Genomic DNA, 19420 nt, shown 5'->3' on the forward strand with positions numbered 1-19420 from the left:
TCGGCTCGACCCCGACGGTCGCCACCAGCCGTCCTGAGTTCCCCTGACCCCTATGCTGCTCCGCGCCTCGCCGCGTCCATCTGAACCGTGACGAGTTCACCCCTGGGACCCGCCGTCGCCATTCCGACCAGCATGTCCCTGCCAATGTCCCGATGTCCTCATGTGGCACACACCTGGTGCACCCAGGCAAGTCGACCCGGCGAAGGTGTCCGTGGAAGGCCCTGAATCTCACTTCTGGAGAGTGTGATGAGCCTTCACAAGATCACCGCCGGATCGGGGTATGACTACCTGACCCGGCAGGTGGCGGTGCAGGACTCTACCGAGAAGGGCCACACCGGCCTGGCCTCCTACTACACGCAAAGCGGCGAGACCCCCGGGGTGTGGTTGGGCTCCGGCATGGCCGGCGTCGACGGTCTGGACGCCGGCGACCTGGTCACCGCCGAGCAGATGCAGAACCTCTTCGGCACTGGGATGCACCCCCTCGCGCAGCAGCGCATGGACGCCTTGCACGGCCCCGGGCTCACCGAAGCCGACTACCGGGAGGCGTCCCGGCTCGGGTCGCCGTTCAAGATCCACACCTCGGACGTGTCCCCGTTCCGCGTTGAAGTCGCCAAACGATTTGCGGCGCTGAATCTGCTGGAAGGGGCGCCGAGCCGGTCGGCGGTCGCTGCGAGTGAGCGGGCGCGGATTCGTACCGAGGTGGGGCGGGAGTTCTTCCGCGCCGAGTTCGGCCGCGAACCGGCGGACGCACGGGAGTTGGCGGGGTTGATCGCGAAGTTGTCGCGTCCGCAGACGACGGCGATCGCCGGCTTCGACCTGACGTTCTCGCCGGTCAAGAGCGTGTCGACCCTGTGGGCGTTGGCGGATCCGCACATGGCCGCGACGATCGAACGCTGCCACCAAGCGGCGATTGCCGACTCGCTCCGCTTCGTCGAGACGCACGCTCTGTTCACCCGGACTGGCGCCAAGGGCGTCCGGCAGGTGAACGTCCGCGGCCTCGTTGCGGCGGCGTTCACGCACCGCGACTCTCGGGCAGGCGACCCCGATCTGCACACCCACGTCGCGGTCGCGAATAAGGTCCAGACCCACGATGGCCGCTGGCTGTCCATCGACGGGCGGGTGCTGTTCAAGGCGAAGGTCACCGCCTCGGAGACCTACAACACCGCCCTGGAACGGCATCTGGCGGACGCCCTCGGCGTCCAGTTCATCGACCGCGCCACGTCGGCCGGACGCCGCCCCGTCCGCGAGATCGACGGCGTCGACCCCGCGTTGAACACCCGCTGGTCGGCACGCCGGCGCAGCATCGAAGCCCGCCGCGACGAACTCGCTGTCGAGTTCCAAGCCACCCATGGGCGGCCGCCGACCCCGATCGAGACTCTCGGCCTGGCCCAGCAGGCGAACCTCGAGACCCGGGAGGCCAAGCACGAGCCGCGCACCCTGGCCGAGCAGCGCACTGCCTGGCGCACTCAGGCCGAAGCCGTGTTGGGTGGTCAGGACGGCGTTCGCCGCATGATCCACACTGCCCTCCACCCAGGGCGCATCGCCGGCCCGGTGCTGGACGACGCCTGGTTCACCACGACAGCGGCCAGCATCGTCGGCACCGTCGAGAGCTCGCGGGCGACGTGGCAGTCCTGGCACTTGCGCGCCGAAGCCCAGCGCCGCGCCCGAGCTGCGAATGTCCCCACCGCCAATCTGGAAGCGGCCGTGGAACGGCTTGTCGCCACGGCGCTGAGCGATCACTCACTGCCGCTCGCCGTCGCCACCGACGGGATCACCGAACCCGCCGCGTTGCAGCGCGTGGACGGCCAGTCCGTCTACACCGTGGCCGGTGCCGAGTTGTTCACGTCACCGCGGATCCTCGCCGCCGAACAACGGCTCGTGGAAGCGGCCGGACGCAGCGACGGAAAGGTGGTCGACCCGGCGACCGTCGACCTCGCCTTACTGGAGACGGCGGCGAACGGGGTCGAGCTGAACGCCGGCCAGGTGGCCCTTGTTCGCGCGATGGCGTGCTCGGGGGCACGCGTCCAGGTCGCGATCGCCCCCGCCGGGTCGGGCAAGACCACCGCAATGCGCGCCCTCGCCCGAGCATGGTCGGACGCCGGCGGCACCGTCCTCGGCCTTGCCCCCTCCGCGGCCGCCGCCGCCGCGTTGGGTGACCAGATCGACACCCACACCGACACCCTCGCGAAGCTCACCTGGTCGATCGAGCACAACGATCTGCCCGACTGGGCCGCCCAGATCGGCCCCACTACGCTCGTGGTGATCGACGAAGCCGGCATGGCCGACACCCTCTCTTTGGACGCCGCTGTCGGGCACATCCTCGCCGCGGGGGCGAGCGTCCGGCTGGTCGGCGACGACCAACAGCTGGCGGCAATCGGCGCCGGCGGCGTCCTGCGTGACATCGCCACCCGCCACGGCGCGGCCCGGTTGAACGAGCTCGTCCGCTTCGCCGACCCCGCCGAAGGCGGCGCCTCCCTCGCCCTGCGTGACGGGAACCCCGAAGCGCTCGGCTTCTACCTCGACCACGGCCGCGTCCACGTCGGCGACCTGGCCACCATGACCGACGCCGTGTTCGACGCCTGGCAAACCGAAGAAGCCGCCGGTCTGGACACGATCATGCTCGCCCCCACCCGCGACCTCGTCGCCGAGCTGAACACCCGCGCCCGCAGTCATCGTCTCGCCGGCACTCTTCCCGGCGGCGAGGTCGAGTTGGCTGACGGGCTGTCCGCGTCGGTCGGGGACGTGATCATCACCCGCACCAACGACCGCCGCCTGCGCGTGTCGGCGACGGACTGGGTGAAGAACGGCGACCGGTGGACCATCACCGCCATCAACGACGGCGGCGTCCGTGCCCTCCACACCCGCAGCCGACGCAGCGTGGTGCTGCCCGCCGACTACGTCGCGAGCTCGGTGGAACTCGGCTACGCGTCCACCGTTCACACCGCTCAAGGCGTGTCGGTCGACACGATGCACGGCCTCGCCACGGGAACTGAGGGACGCCAGCAGCTCTACACAATGCTGACCCGAGGCCGTCACGCCAACCACGTCTACCTCCAAGTCGTCGGCGACGGCGACCCCCACAGCGTCATCCGGCCGGACACCATCCACCCGTTGACGGCCACCGATGTACTCGAACAGATCCTCGCCCGCGACACCGCCCCCACCTCGGCGACCAGCCTCCAGCAGCAGCTTGTTGATCCGCGTGTCCGGCTCGGCGAGGCCGTCGCCCGCTACACCGACGCCCTGTCCGCGGCCGCCGAAGACCTCGCCGGCGATCTCGCCGTCCGCGCCCTCGAGCGCCAAGTCGACCGCGCCCTGCCCGGCGTCCCGTGGTGCGACGCCTGGCCCGCGCTCCGCGCCCACCTGCTCCTGATCGCCGCCGACGGCCACGACCCCCTCGCCGAACTCCGCCGCGCCGCCGCCGAACAGCCCCTCACCGGGGCTGGCGATCCGGCAGCTGTCCTCGACTGGCGCCTCGACGCCACCGGCCTGCGCGGCAGCCAACCCGGGCCGCTGCCGTGGATCCCCGCGGTCCCGAGCCGGTTGCGCGATCACTCCGCGTGGGGACCGTACTTGGACGCCCGCGCCCGCTTGGTCGTCGAGCTGGCCGACGCGGTCCACCTCCAGGCGATCACCACAGGGCGGACGCCGGCTTGGTTGGCGTCCACGCTCGGGCAGCTAACCGGGCAGACGATCGCTGACCTCACAGTGTGGAGGGCCGCGATGGGCGTCCCGGAGGCCGACCTGCGCCCCACCGGGGACCGACAGTTCCCGAAGGCCGCCGCGCGCTGGCAACGCCACCTCGAGCGCCGCCTCACCGGTGATCGCCAGCCCGCCCTCGCCGAATGGTGCCCCCTCCTTCGGCGCCTCGAACCCCGCCTCGCCGGGGACAACTTCACCCCCACTCTCGCGGCCAGGCTCGCGCAACTGTCCGCGTCCGGGCTCAACGCCCGCACCCTGCTGCGCACCGCAGCCGGTGAGGGCAACCTGCCCGACGACCACCCCGCAGCCGCCCTGTGGTGGCGCATCGCCCGCCACCTCACCCCCGCCGTCACCGCCGCCCTCGACACCGACCAGCCCCTCACCACCGCCTGGACCACCACGCTCGCCGAGGCCGTCGGCACCGAACGCGCCGCGGAACTCCAGGCCAGCCGCTGGTGGCCCGCCCTCGTCACCGCCGTCGACCATGGCGTCCGACAAGGCTGGACCCCCGCCGATCTCCTCGGCGTGGGCGCCAGCGAAGACGACCAGGTCGACGAGTGCCTCGCCCTGGTCTGGCGGATCTCAACACTCACCGATCCGCCTCACCCCGTCGACGACGAACCCGAACCGCCGCACCCCGCGGACGAACCCCCCGCCGACCTGTGGAACGGGTTCCAGCCCACCCACCCGGTCATCATCGGCGATCCTGCTGAGGGCGACGAGCCGGTGGCTGTCGACCCCATCGACGACAGGCCGTGGGACGCCGACGAGGATGACCTCGATGGTGGCGCCGGGCTGGCGCTGCAAGCGATGATCCGCGACACCCTCGGCCCGCCCGAACCCACCGATCAGGACATCCGCAAGATGTTCGAACGCGCCGACGCGTGGCGCGACTGTCCCTCCACCCCTGAGCGTCTCGCCGAGATCAACCGGCTCACCGCCGCCTTCTACCAGGACCGTCTCCCCGGCTCCTGGGCCCAGCCCTACCTCGAATCGCGTTTCGGCGTCGACCTCACCGGACACCCCGACCTGCAACCCGGCTACGCCCCCGCCGGCTGGAACACCCTCGTCGCCCATCTGCACCGGCTTGGTGTCAGAGATGAAGAGATGCTCGCCGTCGGCGTCGCCACACGCGCCTCGACCGGGCGACTGATCGACCGGTTCCGCGACCGCGCCGTCTTCCCGATCCGCCACGACGGCGTCATCCTCGGCTTCGTCGGACGCCGCCACCCCGACCGCACCGAAGACGACAAGGCCGGACCCAAGTACCTCAACACCGGTGACACGCCCCTGTTCCACAAGGGCGACCAGCTCTACACCACCGGACCCCTCGTGCCCGGAGTCACCCCCGTCATCGTCGAAGGACCCATGGACGCCATCGCCGTCACTCTCGCCACCGGCGGCAAGTACATGGGCGTCGCACCACTGGGCACCTCACTCACCGACGAACAAGCGGCCCAACTCCGCCAACTCGGGTATCGGACGCCGATCGTCGCCACCGACGCGGACCTCGCCGGCCGCGTCGCCGCCGAACGCGACTACTGGATCCTTACCCCGTGCGGTCACGACCCCCGCTACGCCGTCCTGCTCGACGGAACCGACCCCGCAGACCTCCTGGCCACCGGACGCGCCGACGCCCTGGAGTCAGCCCTCGAGAACGCCTCACCGCTTGCGCGGCGGCTGATCGACGAACGCTGCAGCCACCTGCCCGCGGGCGAAGCAGCCCTCGACGCCCTCCGCGTCATCGCCGCCCAGCCGTCCCAGCAGTGGGAGAACGGGCTGCAGGACCTCACCGACAGGCTGGACATCCCCGAATGCGTGCTTCGCCTCACCCTCGCCGACCTGGTGAACGCTTGGAACGACCAGCCCAGCGCTGCGGCGCAGGTCGCCCTTCGTGGCCTCGGCGACGTTAAGAATCGGCTCCTCCGCCAGTCCGATGTGAGCGTCCTAGAACACGTGCCCCAGCCCCAAGCCGGAGCCGCGAAGCGCGAGCCCAGGATCCCTATCGCTCAATGGCAAACAAGCCGACGCCCCAGCATGGACGTGTAAAGCGCGAGCCCAGGATCCCTATCGCTCAATGGCAAACAAGCCAGTTGCGTCCCTGATAGTGGTGTAGCGCGGTTCGTGTGATCGTTTCCCGGCATGTCGCCGGGACGTGAGCGCGGCCACCGCGTGATCCTTCGAGTGAACCTCTCACAGCACTCTCGAAAGGAAACCATCACGATGACCGCTCCTCACATTGTCGATCCCGCGCGCCTGTTGGGCCAAGCGTTGGGTGATGCGTCGCCGGACTTGATGCGGCACCTGCTGGCCACGGTGATCAACGCGTTGTTGTCGGCCGAGGCCGACGTGGTGTGTGGCGCCGAGTGGGGCCAGCCGTCGCCGGATCGGGTGACCCAGCGCAACGGGTATCGGCACCGCGAGCTGGACACCCGGGTCGGCACCGTCGATGTCGCGGTCCCGAAGCTGCGTTCGGGCAGCTACTTCCCCGAGTGGCTGCTCGAGCGGCGCAAGCGGGCCGAGGCGGCGCTGATCAGCGTGGTCGCGACTTGTTACCTGCTGGGGGTGTCGACCCGCCGGGTCGACAAGCTGGTCCACACGTTGGGGATCACGTCGTTGTCGAAGTCGCAGGTATCGCGGATGGCCGCCGACCTCGACACCCAGGTGACCGCGTTTCGGACCCGGCCGTTGGCTGAGGCCGGCCCGTTCACGTTCGTGGCCGCCGACGCGTTGACGATGAAGGTCCGCGAAGACGGCCGGGTCGTCAACGCCGCGGTTCTGGTCGCGACCGGCGTCAACGCCGACGGCCACCGCGAGGTGCTCGGGATCAAGGTCGCCACGTCTGAGACGAAACAGGCGTGGAACACGTTCTTCGCTGACCTGGTCGCCCGCGGTCTACAAGGGGTGATGCTGGTCACCAGCGATGCGCACGCCGGGCTGGTCGAGGCGATCGCGGCGAACCTGCCCGGCGCCGTCTGGCAACGATGCCGCACGCACTACGCGGCCAATCTGATCGACGTATGCCCCAAAAGCGCTTGGGGAGCGGTCAAGGCCTTGCTGCACTCGGTGTACGACCAACCCGACGCCACCGCCGTGCACGCCCAGTACGACAAGATGCTCGACACCCTGACCGGGAAGCTGCCCGCGGTCGTCGACCACCTCGACGCCGCCCGCGCCGACGTACTCGCGTTCACCAGCTTCCCCAAAGAGGTCTGGCGACAGATCTGGTCCAACAATCCCAACGAACGCCTCAACCGCGAGATCCGGCGCCGTACCGACGTCGTCGGGATCTTCCCCGACCGCGGCTCCATCACCCGGCTCGTCGGCGCCGTCCTGGCCGAACAACACGACGAATGGGCCGAAGGCCGCCGCTACCTCGCCCTCGACGTCCTCACCCGCTCACGCGTCAAGCCCGCCCCCACCACCACGACCACCGAGCTGGCCCTGCCCGAACTGGAGACCGCAGCATGACCCGACCCCGCTACGCCCAAGGCCACACCCACGCCGAATACCTGGCCACCCTCGCCGCCGGCCACGAAACCGGCTGGTGGAACGAACACGGCATCCCCGCCCCCTGGCCCGACGACTTCCTCGACCCCCACAGCGGCTGGCGCCCCGGCACCGGCGACCCCATCCCCCTCAACCCAGCAGAACAACCCTTCTAAACCCAGGCCCTCGAAGGATCAACGGGCTACACCACTTCCGGGGATTTGACCAACAAGCCGACGCCCCAGCATGAACGTGCAACTCACTGCGGCCAGATGGGCCTGACTCAGGTCAGGGCTACGCATTCGCTCGATTGGGCGGATGCCAAGGAGTCAACGTCAGCGGGATCGGATAAGTGGTCGTTTGTGGGATGGAAGGTGTCGAATCACTCAACCCTAGATCCACCACCGCGCGCAGCGCACCACGAGCGGCTCCCGCACACCCGAGCTTCCCGCCGATGATCAGGAAGTGCCCCGTCCTTCATACTGCCAAGCACTGATGTTCGCACTCACAAAGTCGGCGCCCCCCCTCGCAACCCGATCCAACGGCAGTGTTGCGTCGCAGACCAAGAGACGTGCCTTTGGGTAGCCATCGAACGCGAGTCGAAGCGCAGTCAGATTGCGGACCTCGCCCTCAATCCTTGCTTGTGCTGTTTCGGCGGCGTCGTCTGCTCGCCCAGAATGCCTGCCGACGACTCGTTCAAGTGCAAGGTCTGCCGGTAGACCCAGGATCCAGACAGCGTGACAAAGACCACCCGGCGAAAGCACGCTCTCCATCAGCGTCAGTTGATTCCTATCGCGCGGGATGCCGTCCAATACCACTCCCGGCCCTGTTGTTTCCCTGAGCACGCTTGCGACCCCATCCCAAAACTGGGAGAAGAGCCTCGGACTCATCGGGCGCCCGCTCGCCACACATCTCTCGGCGGCCACGTCGCCCTGCGCCGCTCGCCCTCTTAGCCACCCGCCCGCGCCAAGGTACGGCCAATCAAGACTCCTCGCCAACGTCCGCGCCTGTGAGGTCTTGCCGGATCCAGGAAGCCCCAACACGCTCACCAGGCAACGCCGAGCTTCCCTATCTGTCAAAGGCCGAGTGCTCCTTCTCCACGATGCGGAAGTCTTCGGGACGTCGCTCTAGCCTGAACTCAGGGTGACCATGCATCCCCCAATACTCGGCCTCGAGCCAACAAAGGGCTCCATACTTCTCCGGGGCCATCGCTTGAGAGCCGAAGTCCCAGCCCACAGCCGAGACTGGCACTCCGCCGAAGAGAGCGGAGGCGCGCTCAACATAGCGAGCCGACGTGACGGTGTCCGGATGCAAGAAGGAAAGATCGAACCCATTCGGCGCGAGACCAAACGCAGCGAGCCCGTAAACAAACTTACACTCTATGCCCTCGGCCTGGCAGTAGCGATCTATCTTTCGCGCTCCGACGGCGGAGCCAGCAAACGACAGCACCATAAGGGAGTCAACCACATTCGAGCGTCGGTACTCTTCCAACGCTGCAAGCACGGTTGATCCGGAAGCCACCGTGTCTGCAATGACCAGACTGCTACCCCCCGCATCGACTTGACTGTAGCTGACGACCACCCTGCTGGACTCGGCTCCAGCGGCAACTCGGGACGTAGCCATGAGGTTCACCGGAATCGTAAAGTCAAACTCAGAAACGAGTGCCGCCTGGAGCTGATAGAGCAGACCCTTGCTGAGGAGCACGAGCTCGGAGGCGCCCCGGAAGCTATCAGGACCAGCCGCACGAACTAGGGCGCGCGCCGAACGCAAGCACACATCCCAGAAAGGCGCCCCGGTAATTGTGCGCGTAAATAGGAGATCCTCAAGTGCTGGATCCTCTGAAACAATTAGGTGGCGAACACCGCACGTCCCGGACGCGTCGTAGATCTCGGACTTCCCGGTCACAGTACGCCGTCCGCTCGATTCAGGACGAAGAGGGCTCGGCGCATCGGCTCGTCGTCCGGAAGCAGCACCTCTCGATACTGGTCGATGGCAGGTCTAATCCAAGGTGGAATCGGTCGAGGTGGTCGGCGCCGCTCAAGTGAGTTCAACACCTTTCCCGCCTCCGCAAAACTATCAACAATGGTAGAAGCGAGTGAATGCACGTGAGGATGCACATAATCCATAACAACAGCACCACGGAATTCGAGCCTGCTTCGCCTATACTCCGACTCCGCCGGAGCTACGAAGATGACGGGGGTACCCATGGCTGTGGCGGCGGCGATCTCGACTCCAATACCTATTCCACGCCGTTCCCGACCATCCACGACTACGGCGTCGGCGAGGTGGATCTGGAACATGTCGCGCCCGAACTGAGCTAGCAGGTCCTGCGCTCCATCGGAGATTGGATCGTCAGGATTGAGGAAGACCACTTCTTCCGGCCGGGCACCCCCAGCTAGTTCAGCGCGCTCCGTTGCCGACCAGACAAGTTTTCGCGTCGACTCGCCTCCTTTCACGATGGACCCGGAGCAATAGACAGACTTAGAGATCATCGTCATCAGTTCCTTCCCTTCTGTAGAGTCGATCCACAAGAAGCTCTTCCGCCAACACCGATAGGCGCTCTATCGCTGCGGGCAATCCGATCGAGTTTGTCACCTGAAACCGCCGCCGAGCACGCACCGCCGCACGTCGGATCATGCCCTCCGAATCAACATCAGTAGCTAGGCTCACTAGGACGCCCAATTCGGGAACCTCTGAGAGTTCGGCCAATTCAACCCAGGAGGCATGGTCTAGTAGCCACTCCCGCAAGCCCAGATACTGGAGCGCGCCCACCACCATGCGCCACGAAACGATTCGCGGCGCGGCACCAGGATCGCTTTCAAGCCCACAAGTGAAGTCGCCGATGGGAAGCCGACCAACGATAGCTGCATCGAGCCTCAGCAGATAGCTACGCAAGTACGACCTAGACAAGAACATGGCAATCTCGGCCGCTTCAGTGGGTGCGAGCGACACCGGCAATGCCTCGTTCACGAATCTCGCAATGAAAGCGCGCCCTTCCAGTCGATTCGGAATCGAAACCAAGATGTCGGACGGATCCCCGAGTCCCGTTGGCCACCTCGACCACAATGACCTCTTGGTTGCGGATAGCGCACCTTCTTCAATCGAATCGATCCACTCCTCACCGATATCGTCCGCGGCACTTGGCCCTACTAGCGGACGGTAGGTTAACCCGCCGATGCGCGCACCCTGGCGTTTGCTGTAGGGATTCCGAAAGTCGGTGCGATATTCTCCTGCCTTGTGCTCAATGTAATCCCGCATGTCAGGAACGTGAGACGAATACTGTATTAGGCCCATTTCGCGTAATGGAGCCAGTCGCGATAAATACGGCTGCATAATCGGAACCTCAAAGAGGTAAGACGCAGGAAAGATGAGGCTATGCTCGGTGCAAAGCAGGCATATCTTTGTAAGCTGTAGCGCTTCGGCGAGATCTCGCTCTCTCCACCTTGTGTTGTAAGCACGCCCATAGCATGCCCGTATTTCTGGATTCAGGTATTGAAGAAACACAGGCCGGTATCGCTGAGCCTCGGATTTCACGAGGGGGTGGATCGGAAGTGCTGCCTGTGCGACCGACGGCTCGCGGGTACTTGTAGCAATCCGCCGAATCTGGGGAAGCGGGGGCTTCAAATCTTCTCCAATTAGAGCTCGATGCTCGCCGAGGAGCATCTCACCAACCGGATTTCCGCGCAGAAGAAAGGAATCCGTCGCTCTCGCGGATATGATATTTGAAGCAAGGTGAGGTTCGTGCTCAATAACGATGCCGATTAGGCGATTCCTGTAGAAGACCGCGGCGCCGGAGAGACCTGCCCATTCGCTCTCGGGCGGAGCGCCCAAGCGCCGGGTGCGTATTCGGCCCCTGTCCATGCTGTTCACCATGAAGCCGATTTGGAGCTCGCGCACGAAGAGTTTCCCTTCATCGCGCCCGTCGGTAGCGTAGACGTTTCCGTGGAATTCGGCGGTGCGTAGTGAACGAGTGTGAGGGCTCCGAAAGAATTCTGGGTAGCCAATCCCGGCGCAGTCATGCAATATTCCACTTGCCGATCGATCAATCGAGCTTAGCTTCACGTCCTCAGATGCAAGTTCCGATGCGTGAACGAGCTTAATTAGAGCGATATCAGTCTGGCGGTCTGATGTAACTGATTCCACCGGCACATCCTGGCCATTTACGGCAAGCGTCACTCTCAGGCTCGAAGTGTCGGCATCAGGGTTGAGACCGCGGACACAGTGGTCAGCCGTGATGACTAGATCGTTTGCAAGAAGATAGCCGCTCCCGTGCTGAGCGATACCGTCGGAGTTGACGACTTGGACTCTCACGATACGCTCTAGGAACGGATGCGCTGATGTCCAGCCGTGCGCCTGGGAGTCTGTCATGCCAGCCCCGATCGTCACGACTAGTGAGAGTCTTCTGCGGTCGGTAGAACCATCAGTCGCGGCCTACCGAAGCAATTCTGAAATCGGCCGTCTCGCCCTTCGGGAGGAGCGAAATCGAGATTGTGTGTGATGAGGTGGTGGATGCGCTCGCTCCGACACCCAGTACCCCCCAACCGAGCTTTCCGTCAGCCCCGCGACTCACGGTCGCCTGAATGGTGAGGTTGATGGCGTCAATCTCGAACTGCAGACCTTGGTTCTCGGCCCTCCGCGCTGCTTCGGCCAGATCTCTCCGAAGGGCCTCAACTGCGTCGGCGAGATCAATCGATGCTTCCATGGTTTGAGGCTATCCCTATCGCCCTTCGGAACGGCGGAAGGCCGGTCGGCGGACAGCCGCCAGTAGGTGGCACAGACGCACGGGCAGGTTGGCCCATCTGATGTGTCTCGTCCGCGTTGCCCCGAGAGGTGAGCATGACAGCGGCCGGAAACGCGACCGCGGCAACGATCGGTTCGGCGGGTGATCAGTCGGTGGTGATCTCTCGGGTGTCGGTGTTGAGCACGGCGAGTCTGGGCCGTGAGGACACAAACGGCTCGGCTGGTCGGAGTGCTCGGACGTCACCGTCGAAGGCGTCCTGCCTTCGCTGACTCTGCCGCTCATCGGTGTGGCGGGCGCTGCGGCCTCGGGATGGCCAAGGCTGGTGGTCTTGGTCGCAGTGGGCTTTGAGCCGGGCGCGCAGGCGGTCGAGGAAGCCGGGGAGGGTGTAGCGGTGCCATTCCTCGAGTCCGTTGCTGTCGAGGGCGATCCCAACGCGGCGGCGTTGGTCGGCGAGGACTGCGAGCTCGTGGACGGCGTGAGGGTGGTGCGGCCAGCAGGGCGGGATGATGCCGTCCGGGTCCCAGACATACTCGTGGTTGATCCAGAGCACGACCTGGTCGAGCCAGTCCCACAGCTCGGCCCGAAGGTGCGGGTTGCGGCAGGTCGGCGGGTCCCACGGCTTGGGCAGCAGGCTGGGGTCGCCGATGGTGGCCTTCTGGTTGTCGCTGCCTTCAGCGGCCAGGTACAAGTCGCGGTACGCGGTGCCGAGCAGCGGCCCGGGTGTCGGGAAGGCGCGCACGAGCCCACCGTCGGCGTCCGGTGTGCTGGTCACCGTGTCCTCCTGTCGTCGGTGAGGCCGCCGCGCTGGGCGGCAACCAGGGCGGCGGTGGCGCGGGCGTCCGCCGGCACTTGGCCGTGGCGCATAGCGGCGACGCGGTCGCGGGCCGACCGCTGCCGTTCGAGCAGGGCGCGTCCAGGCTTCCCGTCGATGCAGCGGGTGAGCTTGGCGATGATGGGCTTGCTGTTCTCGGCGACGACGAGGGCTTGGCGTTCGGGGAGTTGGCGGATCTCCTCGGAGCGCAGGATCGGGATGTCCTCGCCCGAGACGGTTCGGCCATTGCGCCCGGTTTGCCAGGTAGTACGCGGGACGCGGACGGTGCCGACGAGGTCGGAGATCTCTTGGTTGAACGCCACGTCCTTGCTGCCGCCGAACACGACGATCACGTTCGTCAGGCCGAACAGGGCCTTGGCTTCTTGGTCGCCGAAGATCGCCGTGAGCTGCCGCCAGGTCTGGGCGGCGTAGATGAAGCTGATCCCCAAGGCGCGCTCGTTGGCCATTCGCGTCCGCAAGGTCGGCAGCGGCGCGGTGGACGGGAGCTCGTCCAGACAGGCGAGCATGGGGGGGCACAGCCGACCCCACGGCGAGGTGTTGGCCAGGGCGAGGGCAGTGTCGAGGACGTGCTCCGCGAGGGCGGTCATCAGCGGCGACGCCGACGCGTAAGGGTCCTCACGACCGAGCAGATAGATGGTGCCGCAACGACGTAGGAGGTCGGCGATGTCAGTGGCGGGCCGGGACGCCGAGGGGACGCAGCGGCGGCGGATGTCGGCCTGGAAGAACAGCGCCAGCGCTTGTTGGACGGTGGTGATGGTGTTGCTCGAGGTGCGGTCGTCGCCGTGCAAGGCGCCGTGGAGGAGGCCGTGCCAGAACGGTGCGGCGTGTGGGTGCTCGCGCAGGATCTCGGACGGCTCGGTGGTCGCGAGCGGTTGGGCGACCCAGCGGAGGACGTCGTCCAGCGTCCGGCCGGTGAGGGCGGCGGCGTGGAAGTAGGCCTGGAGCACTTTGGCGGCTTCGGCGGCGTAGAAGCGGGCGGCGGTGTCGCCGTGCCCGGAGTGGATCGACCCTTTCACCGTGCCGGCGGTGAACGCCTTCGCTCTGCGCTCGGCGACCATCGGGTCGACGCAGCCGACGACGGGATCCCACACCAGCTCGAGGAGCCCGGTGGCGAGCCCGAACGGATCCAGGACCACGCAGGGCCGGTCACCGGCCGAACGGTCGGTGATGGTCAGGAGCAGGTCGTCGACCTTGGTGAGGGTGACCAGCGCCGCTCCCGGCGCCGTCAACAGGGCGGGGGTGAGTAGATCGAGGGTCTTGCCGGAGCCTTGTGGGCCGATGACGCCGGCGGTGCGGTCCCACGGGCACCACAACTCGCCGCCGCGTGGCTCCCATGCCCTGCCGATCCGCCAGCCGATCTGGGTCGGATCGAATCGCTTCATCGGTTGCCTCCTGGGATGCGGCGGACCGGGTGGAGGTCGGGTCGGACGATGGTGGCGACCTTCCGCAGGCGGGTGACGCCGAGGACCTGCTCGGCCTGATCGCGCGTGGCGACCCCTTTCAGCCGGGGAGGTCCCCACCGCTGCCAGCCGGCGACGGTGGCCCAGCCCAGCCCGCCGAGCAGCAGCAGCTCCACGGCCATCACCCAGGCGTGGACGCCGACCGGGCTCGTCGCTGGAGCGCTGTTCAGGACGGCAGGGATGCTGGCGAACAGCTGCGACTGGGCTGGCCATGTCCAGCCCTGCCCGCTGGCGAGGTGGGCGAGGCCGTTGCCGAGATGGACGCCCACGGCGAGCACCAGCAGCACGGTGCAGGCGACTCCGGCGGGGATCTCCCACGTCCAGGGGTAGGGATTGTGGCGACGATCGCGCTGCATCGGGAGCCTCCTGGCAGGGTCAGCGGGCTGGGGCGACGCCGGGGGCGGGCGTCCGGGTGGTGGTGTTGAGGGCGGCGGCCGCGCCGTCGAGCCGGGGTGAAGTCACCGTTTCCCACAGGCGCGGGGTGGCGTCCGCGAGCGGTGCCTGCATCGGCAGTGGGTCGTGCTTCTTGGGGCGGGTGAGAACGGTCTGCTTGATGCCGTTCCACTCCGTGTGGGCCTTGACGGTGCCGGTGACGGTGAGCGGGTCGCCGACCTTGAGCGGATACGCCCAAGCAGAGGCGGTGGTCATCTTCGCAACGGCAGTCCCGCAGTCGACGACCAGCAGCACTTGCTCGGGCGAGCGGTACGTGAACCCGTCGACGCGCATCGCCGTGCGAACAGTGCCCGTCAGCGTGACCTTCTCCCCCACCGTCCCGGCGTAGTCGACCGTCGCCGTGGCCTCCCGGCGCGTCGTCTCACGCGCCTGGTCGGCGATCAGGCGTTGGTGGGCAGTGATCGCGCTGACTGCCAACCCCAGGTGCCGGGCCTCGACCGCCTCGCCGCGCAGCACGGTGGCCAGGTTGGCCTCGTACCCCGAGTCGCTGACGAGGCCAGCGAGGAGGTCGGTGCGGATCTGCGGCGAGCGGGCGGTGGCTTCAGACAGGTGTGGCGCGAGTTGGTCGCGAAGTTGATCGGCGCCCCGGCCGCCGGTCAGGGCGAGCCGGACCACATCGCGTGTGGGGACGCGTCCGTGTTCGGACGCCGACGCCGGCGTCCACCCGAACGCCTCCACCGCGGCGGCCGCGTAGGTCAGGACGCTGTGGACGTCCCACGCAGCCGGGCCTCCCGAGGAGAATGCGCCGAGGCTGGCGCGGACCTCGTCGTCGGTGAGGAACACGGGCAGGACGTTGTGGCCGAGGAAGTCCTTCAGGCAGGAGCGGCCCACCTGCAGCACCTGGCCGGTGTCGTCGTGGGCGACCAGCACGGTGGACCGGCGGTCGCGGGTGGTGTGGCAGTGGTCGCACTCCCCGGCGCGGATCTGGTCGTTGCCGATCGTGGCGGTGTTGCCGGGCGGGTAGCGCAGAACGGTGCCGCCGTCGACGGCGTCCACCGCAGCGACGAACCGCCAGCCCTGGTAGCGGGGTGGCTCCCCGGTGATCGTCACGTCGAAGCCGTGTTCGGTGACGGGCAGGCCGCCCGCCGACTGGTGGCTGCGCGACGCCGGGACCGCGGCTAGTTCGATCCGGCCGGTGAACCCCTTTCGCACGGCCCGCTGCTGCAGCTTGGCCACCTTCGCCCGAGTGGCGGCCAACTCCTCGCTGTTGAGGAACCATGGGTGGACGCGGTCGGTCTCGAGCGGGTCGGTGTCGTCCATGCTCATCGCCTCCACGCTCGCTGAGGTGCCTGCGGCGTCGAGCTGGCTGTTGGGGGCGCCGGAGGACGCGGGCTCGGGCTTTCCACGCGCTCCCACAGTGGGGTGTCGCCGTTGGCGTCCGGTTCGACCGCGGCTGCGGGGCTGTCGGCTACCGGCGCACCGGCGTCCTTCGCGTCTGACTGTTCGGCCTGCTGGGCCCGGTGTTGTTCGCGGTAGAAGTCGCGGTGCGGGTCGTACTTGAGCACGCGCACATCACGAGGGGGCCACCACAGTCCGAGGAACGTCTCGTAGGCACACACGTAGTAGCTGCCATCCCGGCGCGCCGGGACCGGGCGTCCGCCCCGCACACTAATCAGGTACGGGTACCGACTGGGCGTCTCATCGGGCCGCATCGAAGGCTCCCTTCTCCTCGTCGACAGTCATCGGCGCAGCGCCGGCGCTGGACCAACCGGCCGCTGTGGCAGCGCCTGCCGCTCACGGGCGGCGCTGTCCAACGCGGGAGTCGTCACGCGCTCCCACACCGACACCGGCACGGACGCGGCCCTGGCCCCGGGGATGTCCGTGGTGATGGGCGTCGTCACCGCCCGCGCATCACGCGCGTCGGCGTCCACGGTGGTCCTTGGGGTCGGTGTGACGGCGTCCACGGGGCGGCCGACCTGAACGGCCAGGTCGGCGAGGGCTTCGTCCACCAGGGTGGGGGCGGGTTGCGTTGTCTGCAGGATGCGGTCGGTGGCGCCGATCACGCGCTGGCCGGTGGCCTTCACGATCTCCTCCACGCTCGGCCCGTTCGGGGTCGCGGCCTGGTGGGCCCAGCCGGCCACGTAGTTGAAGGTGTACTGCGAGGCGTCCAGGCCGTGGGCGGCGGTCACCATGAACGCGACGCTCTCGGCTTCCACCTCGATGACGCCGCGACACGTGAACGGCTGCCGCTGATCAGGTGCGTGGAGCAGGACGTGACCCGCCTCGTGGGCGAGCGTCTTGACCGCGGCTGCGTCGTCGATGTCTGCCCGCACGCGCACCTGGCGGGAGTCGAACATGGTGACGCCGTTCGCGTCCCCGCAGTCACCTCGGGTCACCGTGTAGCCCTGAGCCTCGACGAACGCCTGCAACGCGTCCCACAGCCCAGGGGGCGCCTGACCGGTCAACAACGTCGCCTGCGGTGGCTCCGGCAGCGGGTCCCCGTCGGTCTGGGACACGTCGAACACGCTCACGGGCTTCACCCCGACGATCCGCACCTCCTGGACCGGCTTGCCATCTGCACCGCGTACCGGGCGTCCCTGGTCGTCCAGCCTCGGCTCGCGGGTCGTGACCGGCCCGAACACCTTGATCGACTGCTCACCCCGCCGCACCTGCCGGCCCTTGGCCTGCCAGGCCCGGTAGCCGGCCACCATCGTCGCCTCCGGCTTCTGCGACCAGATCAAGACCGTGTTGTTGAACGAGTAGCGGTGGAAGCTGTTCGCGAACCGCAACCAGGCTCCCCACGCCTCCAGCGAGTCCAACGACCCGACCCGCTCGGCGAGCTGGGAGTGCATCGACTCCAACGTCGCCTTCCTGGCTGTCTCTGCGGCGTCCCGGTCATACGACGGACGCCGCCCAACTGTGCTGGCCATCCGGTTCACCGGTCCCGAAGCAGGTCGACCTGCGCCCACAGGTCTGCGATCGCCGCCGGATCGCCGCTGACCGCGCGGAGAACCTCGATCTGGCAGAGCAGGTCCTCCACGATCAAGGGCACATCCGCGCCGTTGATGACGTCGTCGGTGCCCGAGGCTGTTGTGCTCATCGGGGTCGCTCCTTCTGATGGTGGGCTCTCACCATCCAGAAGTGATGAACGGGGGCCTCTACGGACACCGTGATGCGATTTGGCGCCCGCACGCCGAGGGAGTCCCCACGGACGCGCTCAAGCTGGCCCGCACCTTCAGCCGCCAGTAGGTTTCAATCCTGTCCAGTGGCATTGACCACTCAGGCCGTCACAGCAGCCGCGGCTCGCCTAAGGGCAGCCGCGGCTCGCCTAAGAACGGCGTCGCCTTACGCCTCATGCGGCAGTGAGTGCGCGGCGACCGACCCGGAGGGTATCGTCCGCGCACCGCGGCTTGTCCGGATGTGTGGGCGGGGCAGGCCCGGTGTCTAGTTATCGTTCAGTCCTTGGCGAACTCGGGAACGACCTGCGTCTCGTTCTCGAACGCGGTGAAGTTCATCACGATGCGGCCGGCCAGCGTTTCGCTGCTCGTCGCCGTGCGGGTGCGGGAGCGACGAAGTGCGCGATACGGGGCGTCTCGTGTCGGCGCGGTTCGGTAGCCTCGGTACCGTCAACGTTAGGATCGCAAGCAGGTGGCAGCATCGGGTAGAGAGGGCAGGACATGGCACGCGCGGACCTGCTCCTTGACCTCGTAGAAGCCGAACGTCGCGGTGATCGCGACAGGTTCCGGGTGCTCGTTGAGGCCGTCATCTCGGAAGAGCGCGCCAACCAGCACCATCTGCTCGCTGACCGGCTCTCGGAGCTCATCACCACCACGGGTCAGAGCCATGTCCGCGATGACCGAGCAGCGGCAATCCGCGATCTGGTCCAGGAGATTGTGCCGAGTCACCGCCTGAGCGACATCGAGCTGGCCCCTGTGGCCCGCCGCGTTATCAGCGAGCTCGTCGAGGAGCAGACTCGCGCCGACCTGCTGCGCAGTTATGGCATCGAGCCGCGAAACCGCCTCCTGCTCTCCGGGCCTCCCGGCAATGGCAAGACGAGCGTCGCCGAGGCTATCGCGGCCGAGTTGATGCTGCCGTTCTACGTCATCCGCTACGAAGGCGTTGTGTCGAGCTTCCTGGGCGAGACTGCAGCACGGCTCGACAACGCTTTCGAGTTCGCTAGAACCCGTCGATGCGTGCTGTTCTTCGACGAGCTCGACACGATCGCCAAGGAGCGATCCGACGAGCACGAGACTGGCGAAATCAAGCGAGTGGTATCCACACTCCTGCTCCAAATCGACAGGCTGCCGGCGCATGTGATCTTTGTCGGAGCAACCAACCACGGCGAGCTGCTCGACCGAGCTGCCTGGCGCCGGTTCCAAGTCCGCGTGGAGCTCGACCGCCCCAGCCGCGATCAGGCAACGCGCTTCCTGGAACGCCTCGCGGCTCGACTGGGCGGCGACCTCGGATTCGCGCCCCGCACGCTAGCCGACAAGCTCGCAGGGTCGAGCTATGCGGACCTAGAGGAGTTCGCGCTCGACGTTCGCCGGCGGGCAGTTCTTGAGCTTCCGGACAGCAATGTGCGCAGGATCGTGCAGGAACGGCTTGAGCACCGGCGAGGGCAGGCAGCGGGGTGACCGCGGAGCCTAGGTCGCTCCTGGCATTTGGGCCACCAGTCGTTGATGTCCGGCCCGCCCAGTCGTCTCGTGACCGGCCCCGCTTGTCGCGGCCTGGCGCTGGTCGCCAAGGCGAACGGCTGACGCCTCAGTTCCGTGAGCTGACTGCTGCGTTCGACGCCGAGCGAGC

15 protein-coding genes are annotated in these 19420 nt (G+C 67.2%); 4 read left to right on the top strand and 11 right to left on the bottom strand.

Annotated elements, in window-relative coordinates; translation table 11 throughout:
• The first annotated feature begins 246 nt into the window (after nt 1–246).
• From mobF to G555_RS0101520, 3 genes are all read left to right on the top strand, one after another.
• Complete coding sequence (gene mobF, locus G555_RS17200) at nt 247–5751, top strand: MobF family relaxase (protein WP_051208174.1); 5505 nt, start codon at nt 247–249, stop codon at nt 5749–5751.
• A gap of 174 nt (nt 5752–5925) precedes the next feature.
• Nucleotides 5926–7173 carry an IS256 family transposase gene (locus tag G555_RS0101515; protein ID WP_028707512.1) on the top strand — a complete coding sequence of 416 codons (1248 nt, stop codon included), beginning with the start codon at nt 5926–5928 and terminating at the stop codon, nt 7171–7173.
• Nucleotides 7170–7367 carry a hypothetical protein gene (locus G555_RS0101520; protein WP_028707513.1) on the top strand — a complete coding sequence of 66 codons (198 nt, stop codon included), beginning with the start codon at nt 7170–7172 and terminating at the stop codon, nt 7365–7367. The genes G555_RS0101515 and G555_RS0101520 overlap by 4 nt, the downstream gene beginning before the upstream one ends.
• Nucleotides 7368–7649: 282 nt before the next feature.
• Here G555_RS0101520 and G555_RS23320 read toward each other — a convergent pair whose 3' ends face one another.
• The 11 genes from G555_RS23320 to G555_RS22115 form a co-directional block, all read right to left on the bottom strand.
• On the bottom strand, nt 7650–8240 hold the full coding sequence (locus tag G555_RS23320; RefSeq protein WP_169337843.1) for a nucleoside monophosphate kinase: 591 nt from the start codon (nt 8238–8240) through the stop codon (nt 7650–7652).
• Nucleotides 8241–8259: 19 nt separating this feature from the next.
• Nucleotides 8260–8895 carry a hypothetical protein gene (locus G555_RS0101525; protein ID WP_028707514.1) on the bottom strand — a complete coding sequence of 212 codons (636 nt, stop codon included), beginning with the start codon at nt 8893–8895 and terminating at the stop codon, nt 8260–8262.
• Nucleotides 8896–9092: 197 nt separating this feature from the next.
• Nucleotides 9093–9689 carry a hypothetical protein gene (locus G555_RS22105; protein WP_156887374.1) on the bottom strand — a complete coding sequence of 199 codons (597 nt, stop codon included), beginning with the start codon at nt 9687–9689 and terminating at the stop codon, nt 9093–9095.
• A complete protein-coding gene (locus tag G555_RS21630; protein ID WP_156887375.1) occupies nt 9673–11577 on the bottom strand; it encodes a S1 family peptidase in 1905 nt (634 codons plus the stop codon). Before G555_RS21630 ends, G555_RS22105 begins: the two co-directional genes overlap by 17 nt.
• A 34-nt stretch (nt 11578–11611) precedes the next feature.
• Nucleotides 11612–11893, bottom strand: a complete 282-nt coding sequence (locus G555_RS22110) for a trypco2 family protein (RefSeq protein WP_156887376.1) — start codon at nt 11891–11893, stop codon at nt 11612–11614.
• A 184-nt stretch (nt 11894–12077) separates the two neighbouring features.
• Nucleotides 12078–12704: a hypothetical protein gene (locus G555_RS17205; protein ID WP_051208176.1), complete on the bottom strand. Its 627-nt coding sequence runs from the start codon at nt 12702–12704 to the stop codon at nt 12078–12080.
• On the bottom strand, nt 12701–14146 hold the full coding sequence (locus G555_RS17210) for a type IV secretory system conjugative DNA transfer family protein (RefSeq protein ID WP_036920600.1): 1446 nt from the start codon (nt 14144–14146) through the stop codon (nt 12701–12703). The genes G555_RS17205 and G555_RS17210 overlap by 4 nt, the downstream gene beginning before the upstream one ends.
• Nucleotides 14143–14580 (bottom strand): hypothetical protein, encoded by a 438-nt coding sequence (locus G555_RS0101540; RefSeq protein WP_028707515.1) that lies wholly within the window; start codon nt 14578–14580, stop codon nt 14143–14145. The genes G555_RS17210 and G555_RS0101540 overlap by 4 nt, the downstream gene beginning before the upstream one ends.
• Before the next feature lie 19 nt (nt 14581–14599).
• On the bottom strand, nt 14600–15937 hold the full coding sequence (locus G555_RS0101545) for a major capsid protein (protein WP_028707516.1): 1338 nt from the start codon (nt 15935–15937) through the stop codon (nt 14600–14602).
• A 419-nt stretch (nt 15938–16356) separates the two neighbouring features.
• The gene (locus tag G555_RS17215) at nt 16357–17547 is read right to left on the bottom strand and encodes an ArdC family protein (RefSeq protein ID WP_211223127.1); all 1191 of its coding nucleotides are present in this window, start codon (nt 17545–17547) and stop codon (nt 16357–16359) included.
• A gap of 5 nt (nt 17548–17552) precedes the next feature.
• Nucleotides 17553–17717 carry a hypothetical protein gene (locus G555_RS22115; RefSeq protein ID WP_156887377.1) on the bottom strand — a complete coding sequence of 55 codons (165 nt, stop codon included), beginning with the start codon at nt 17715–17717 and terminating at the stop codon, nt 17553–17555.
• Nucleotides 17718–18294: 577 nt separating this feature from the next.
• Here G555_RS22115 and G555_RS0101560 point away from each other — a divergent pair.
• Nucleotides 18295–19251, top strand: a complete 957-nt coding sequence (locus tag G555_RS0101560; RefSeq protein ID WP_028707517.1) for an AAA family ATPase — start codon at nt 18295–18297, stop codon at nt 19249–19251.
• The last annotated feature ends 169 nt before the right edge of the window (nt 19252–19420 follow it).

The sequence above is a fragment of the Propionicicella superfundia DSM 22317 genome, from assembly GCF_000423465.1.
GTDB lineage: Bacteria > Actinomycetota > Actinomycetes > Propionibacteriales > Propionibacteriaceae > Propionicicella > Propionicicella superfundia.

What these genes read in the sequence shown, in the direction of transcription:
- mobF (WP_051208174.1), top strand. Translation starts at nt 247, where the DNA reads ATGAGCCTTCACAAGATCACCGCCGGATCGGGGTATGACTACCTGACC.
- G555_RS0101515 (WP_028707512.1), top strand. Translation starts at nt 5,926, where the DNA reads ATGACCGCTCCTCACATTGTCGATCCCGCGCGCCTGTTGGGCCAAGCG.
- G555_RS0101520 (WP_028707513.1), top strand. Translation starts at nt 7,170, where the DNA reads ATGACCCGACCCCGCTACGCCCAAGGCCACACCCACGCCGAATACCTG.
- G555_RS22105 (WP_156887374.1), bottom strand. Translation starts at nt 9,689, where the DNA reads ATGACGATGATCTCTAAGTCTGTCTATTGCTCCGGGTCCATCGTGAAA.
- G555_RS22110 (WP_156887376.1), bottom strand. Translation starts at nt 11,893, where the DNA reads ATGGAAGCATCGATTGATCTCGCCGACGCAGTTGAGGCCCTTCGGAGA.
- G555_RS17210 (WP_036920600.1), bottom strand. Translation starts at nt 14,146, where the DNA reads ATGAAGCGATTCGATCCGACCCAGATCGGCTGGCGGATCGGCAGGGCA.
- G555_RS0101540 (WP_028707515.1), bottom strand. Translation starts at nt 14,580, where the DNA reads ATGCAGCGCGATCGTCGCCACAATCCCTACCCCTGGACGTGGGAGATC.
- G555_RS0101545 (WP_028707516.1), bottom strand. Translation starts at nt 15,937, where the DNA reads ATGGACGACACCGACCCGCTCGAGACCGACCGCGTCCACCCATGGTTC.
- G555_RS17215 (WP_211223127.1), bottom strand. Translation starts at nt 17,547, where the DNA reads ATGGCCAGCACAGTTGGGCGGCGTCCGTCGTATGACCGGGACGCCGCA.
- G555_RS22115 (WP_156887377.1), bottom strand. Translation starts at nt 17,717, where the DNA reads ATGAGCACAACAGCCTCGGGCACCGACGACGTCATCAACGGCGCGGAT.
- G555_RS0101560 (WP_028707517.1), top strand. Translation starts at nt 18,295, where the DNA reads ATGGCACGCGCGGACCTGCTCCTTGACCTCGTAGAAGCCGAACGTCGC.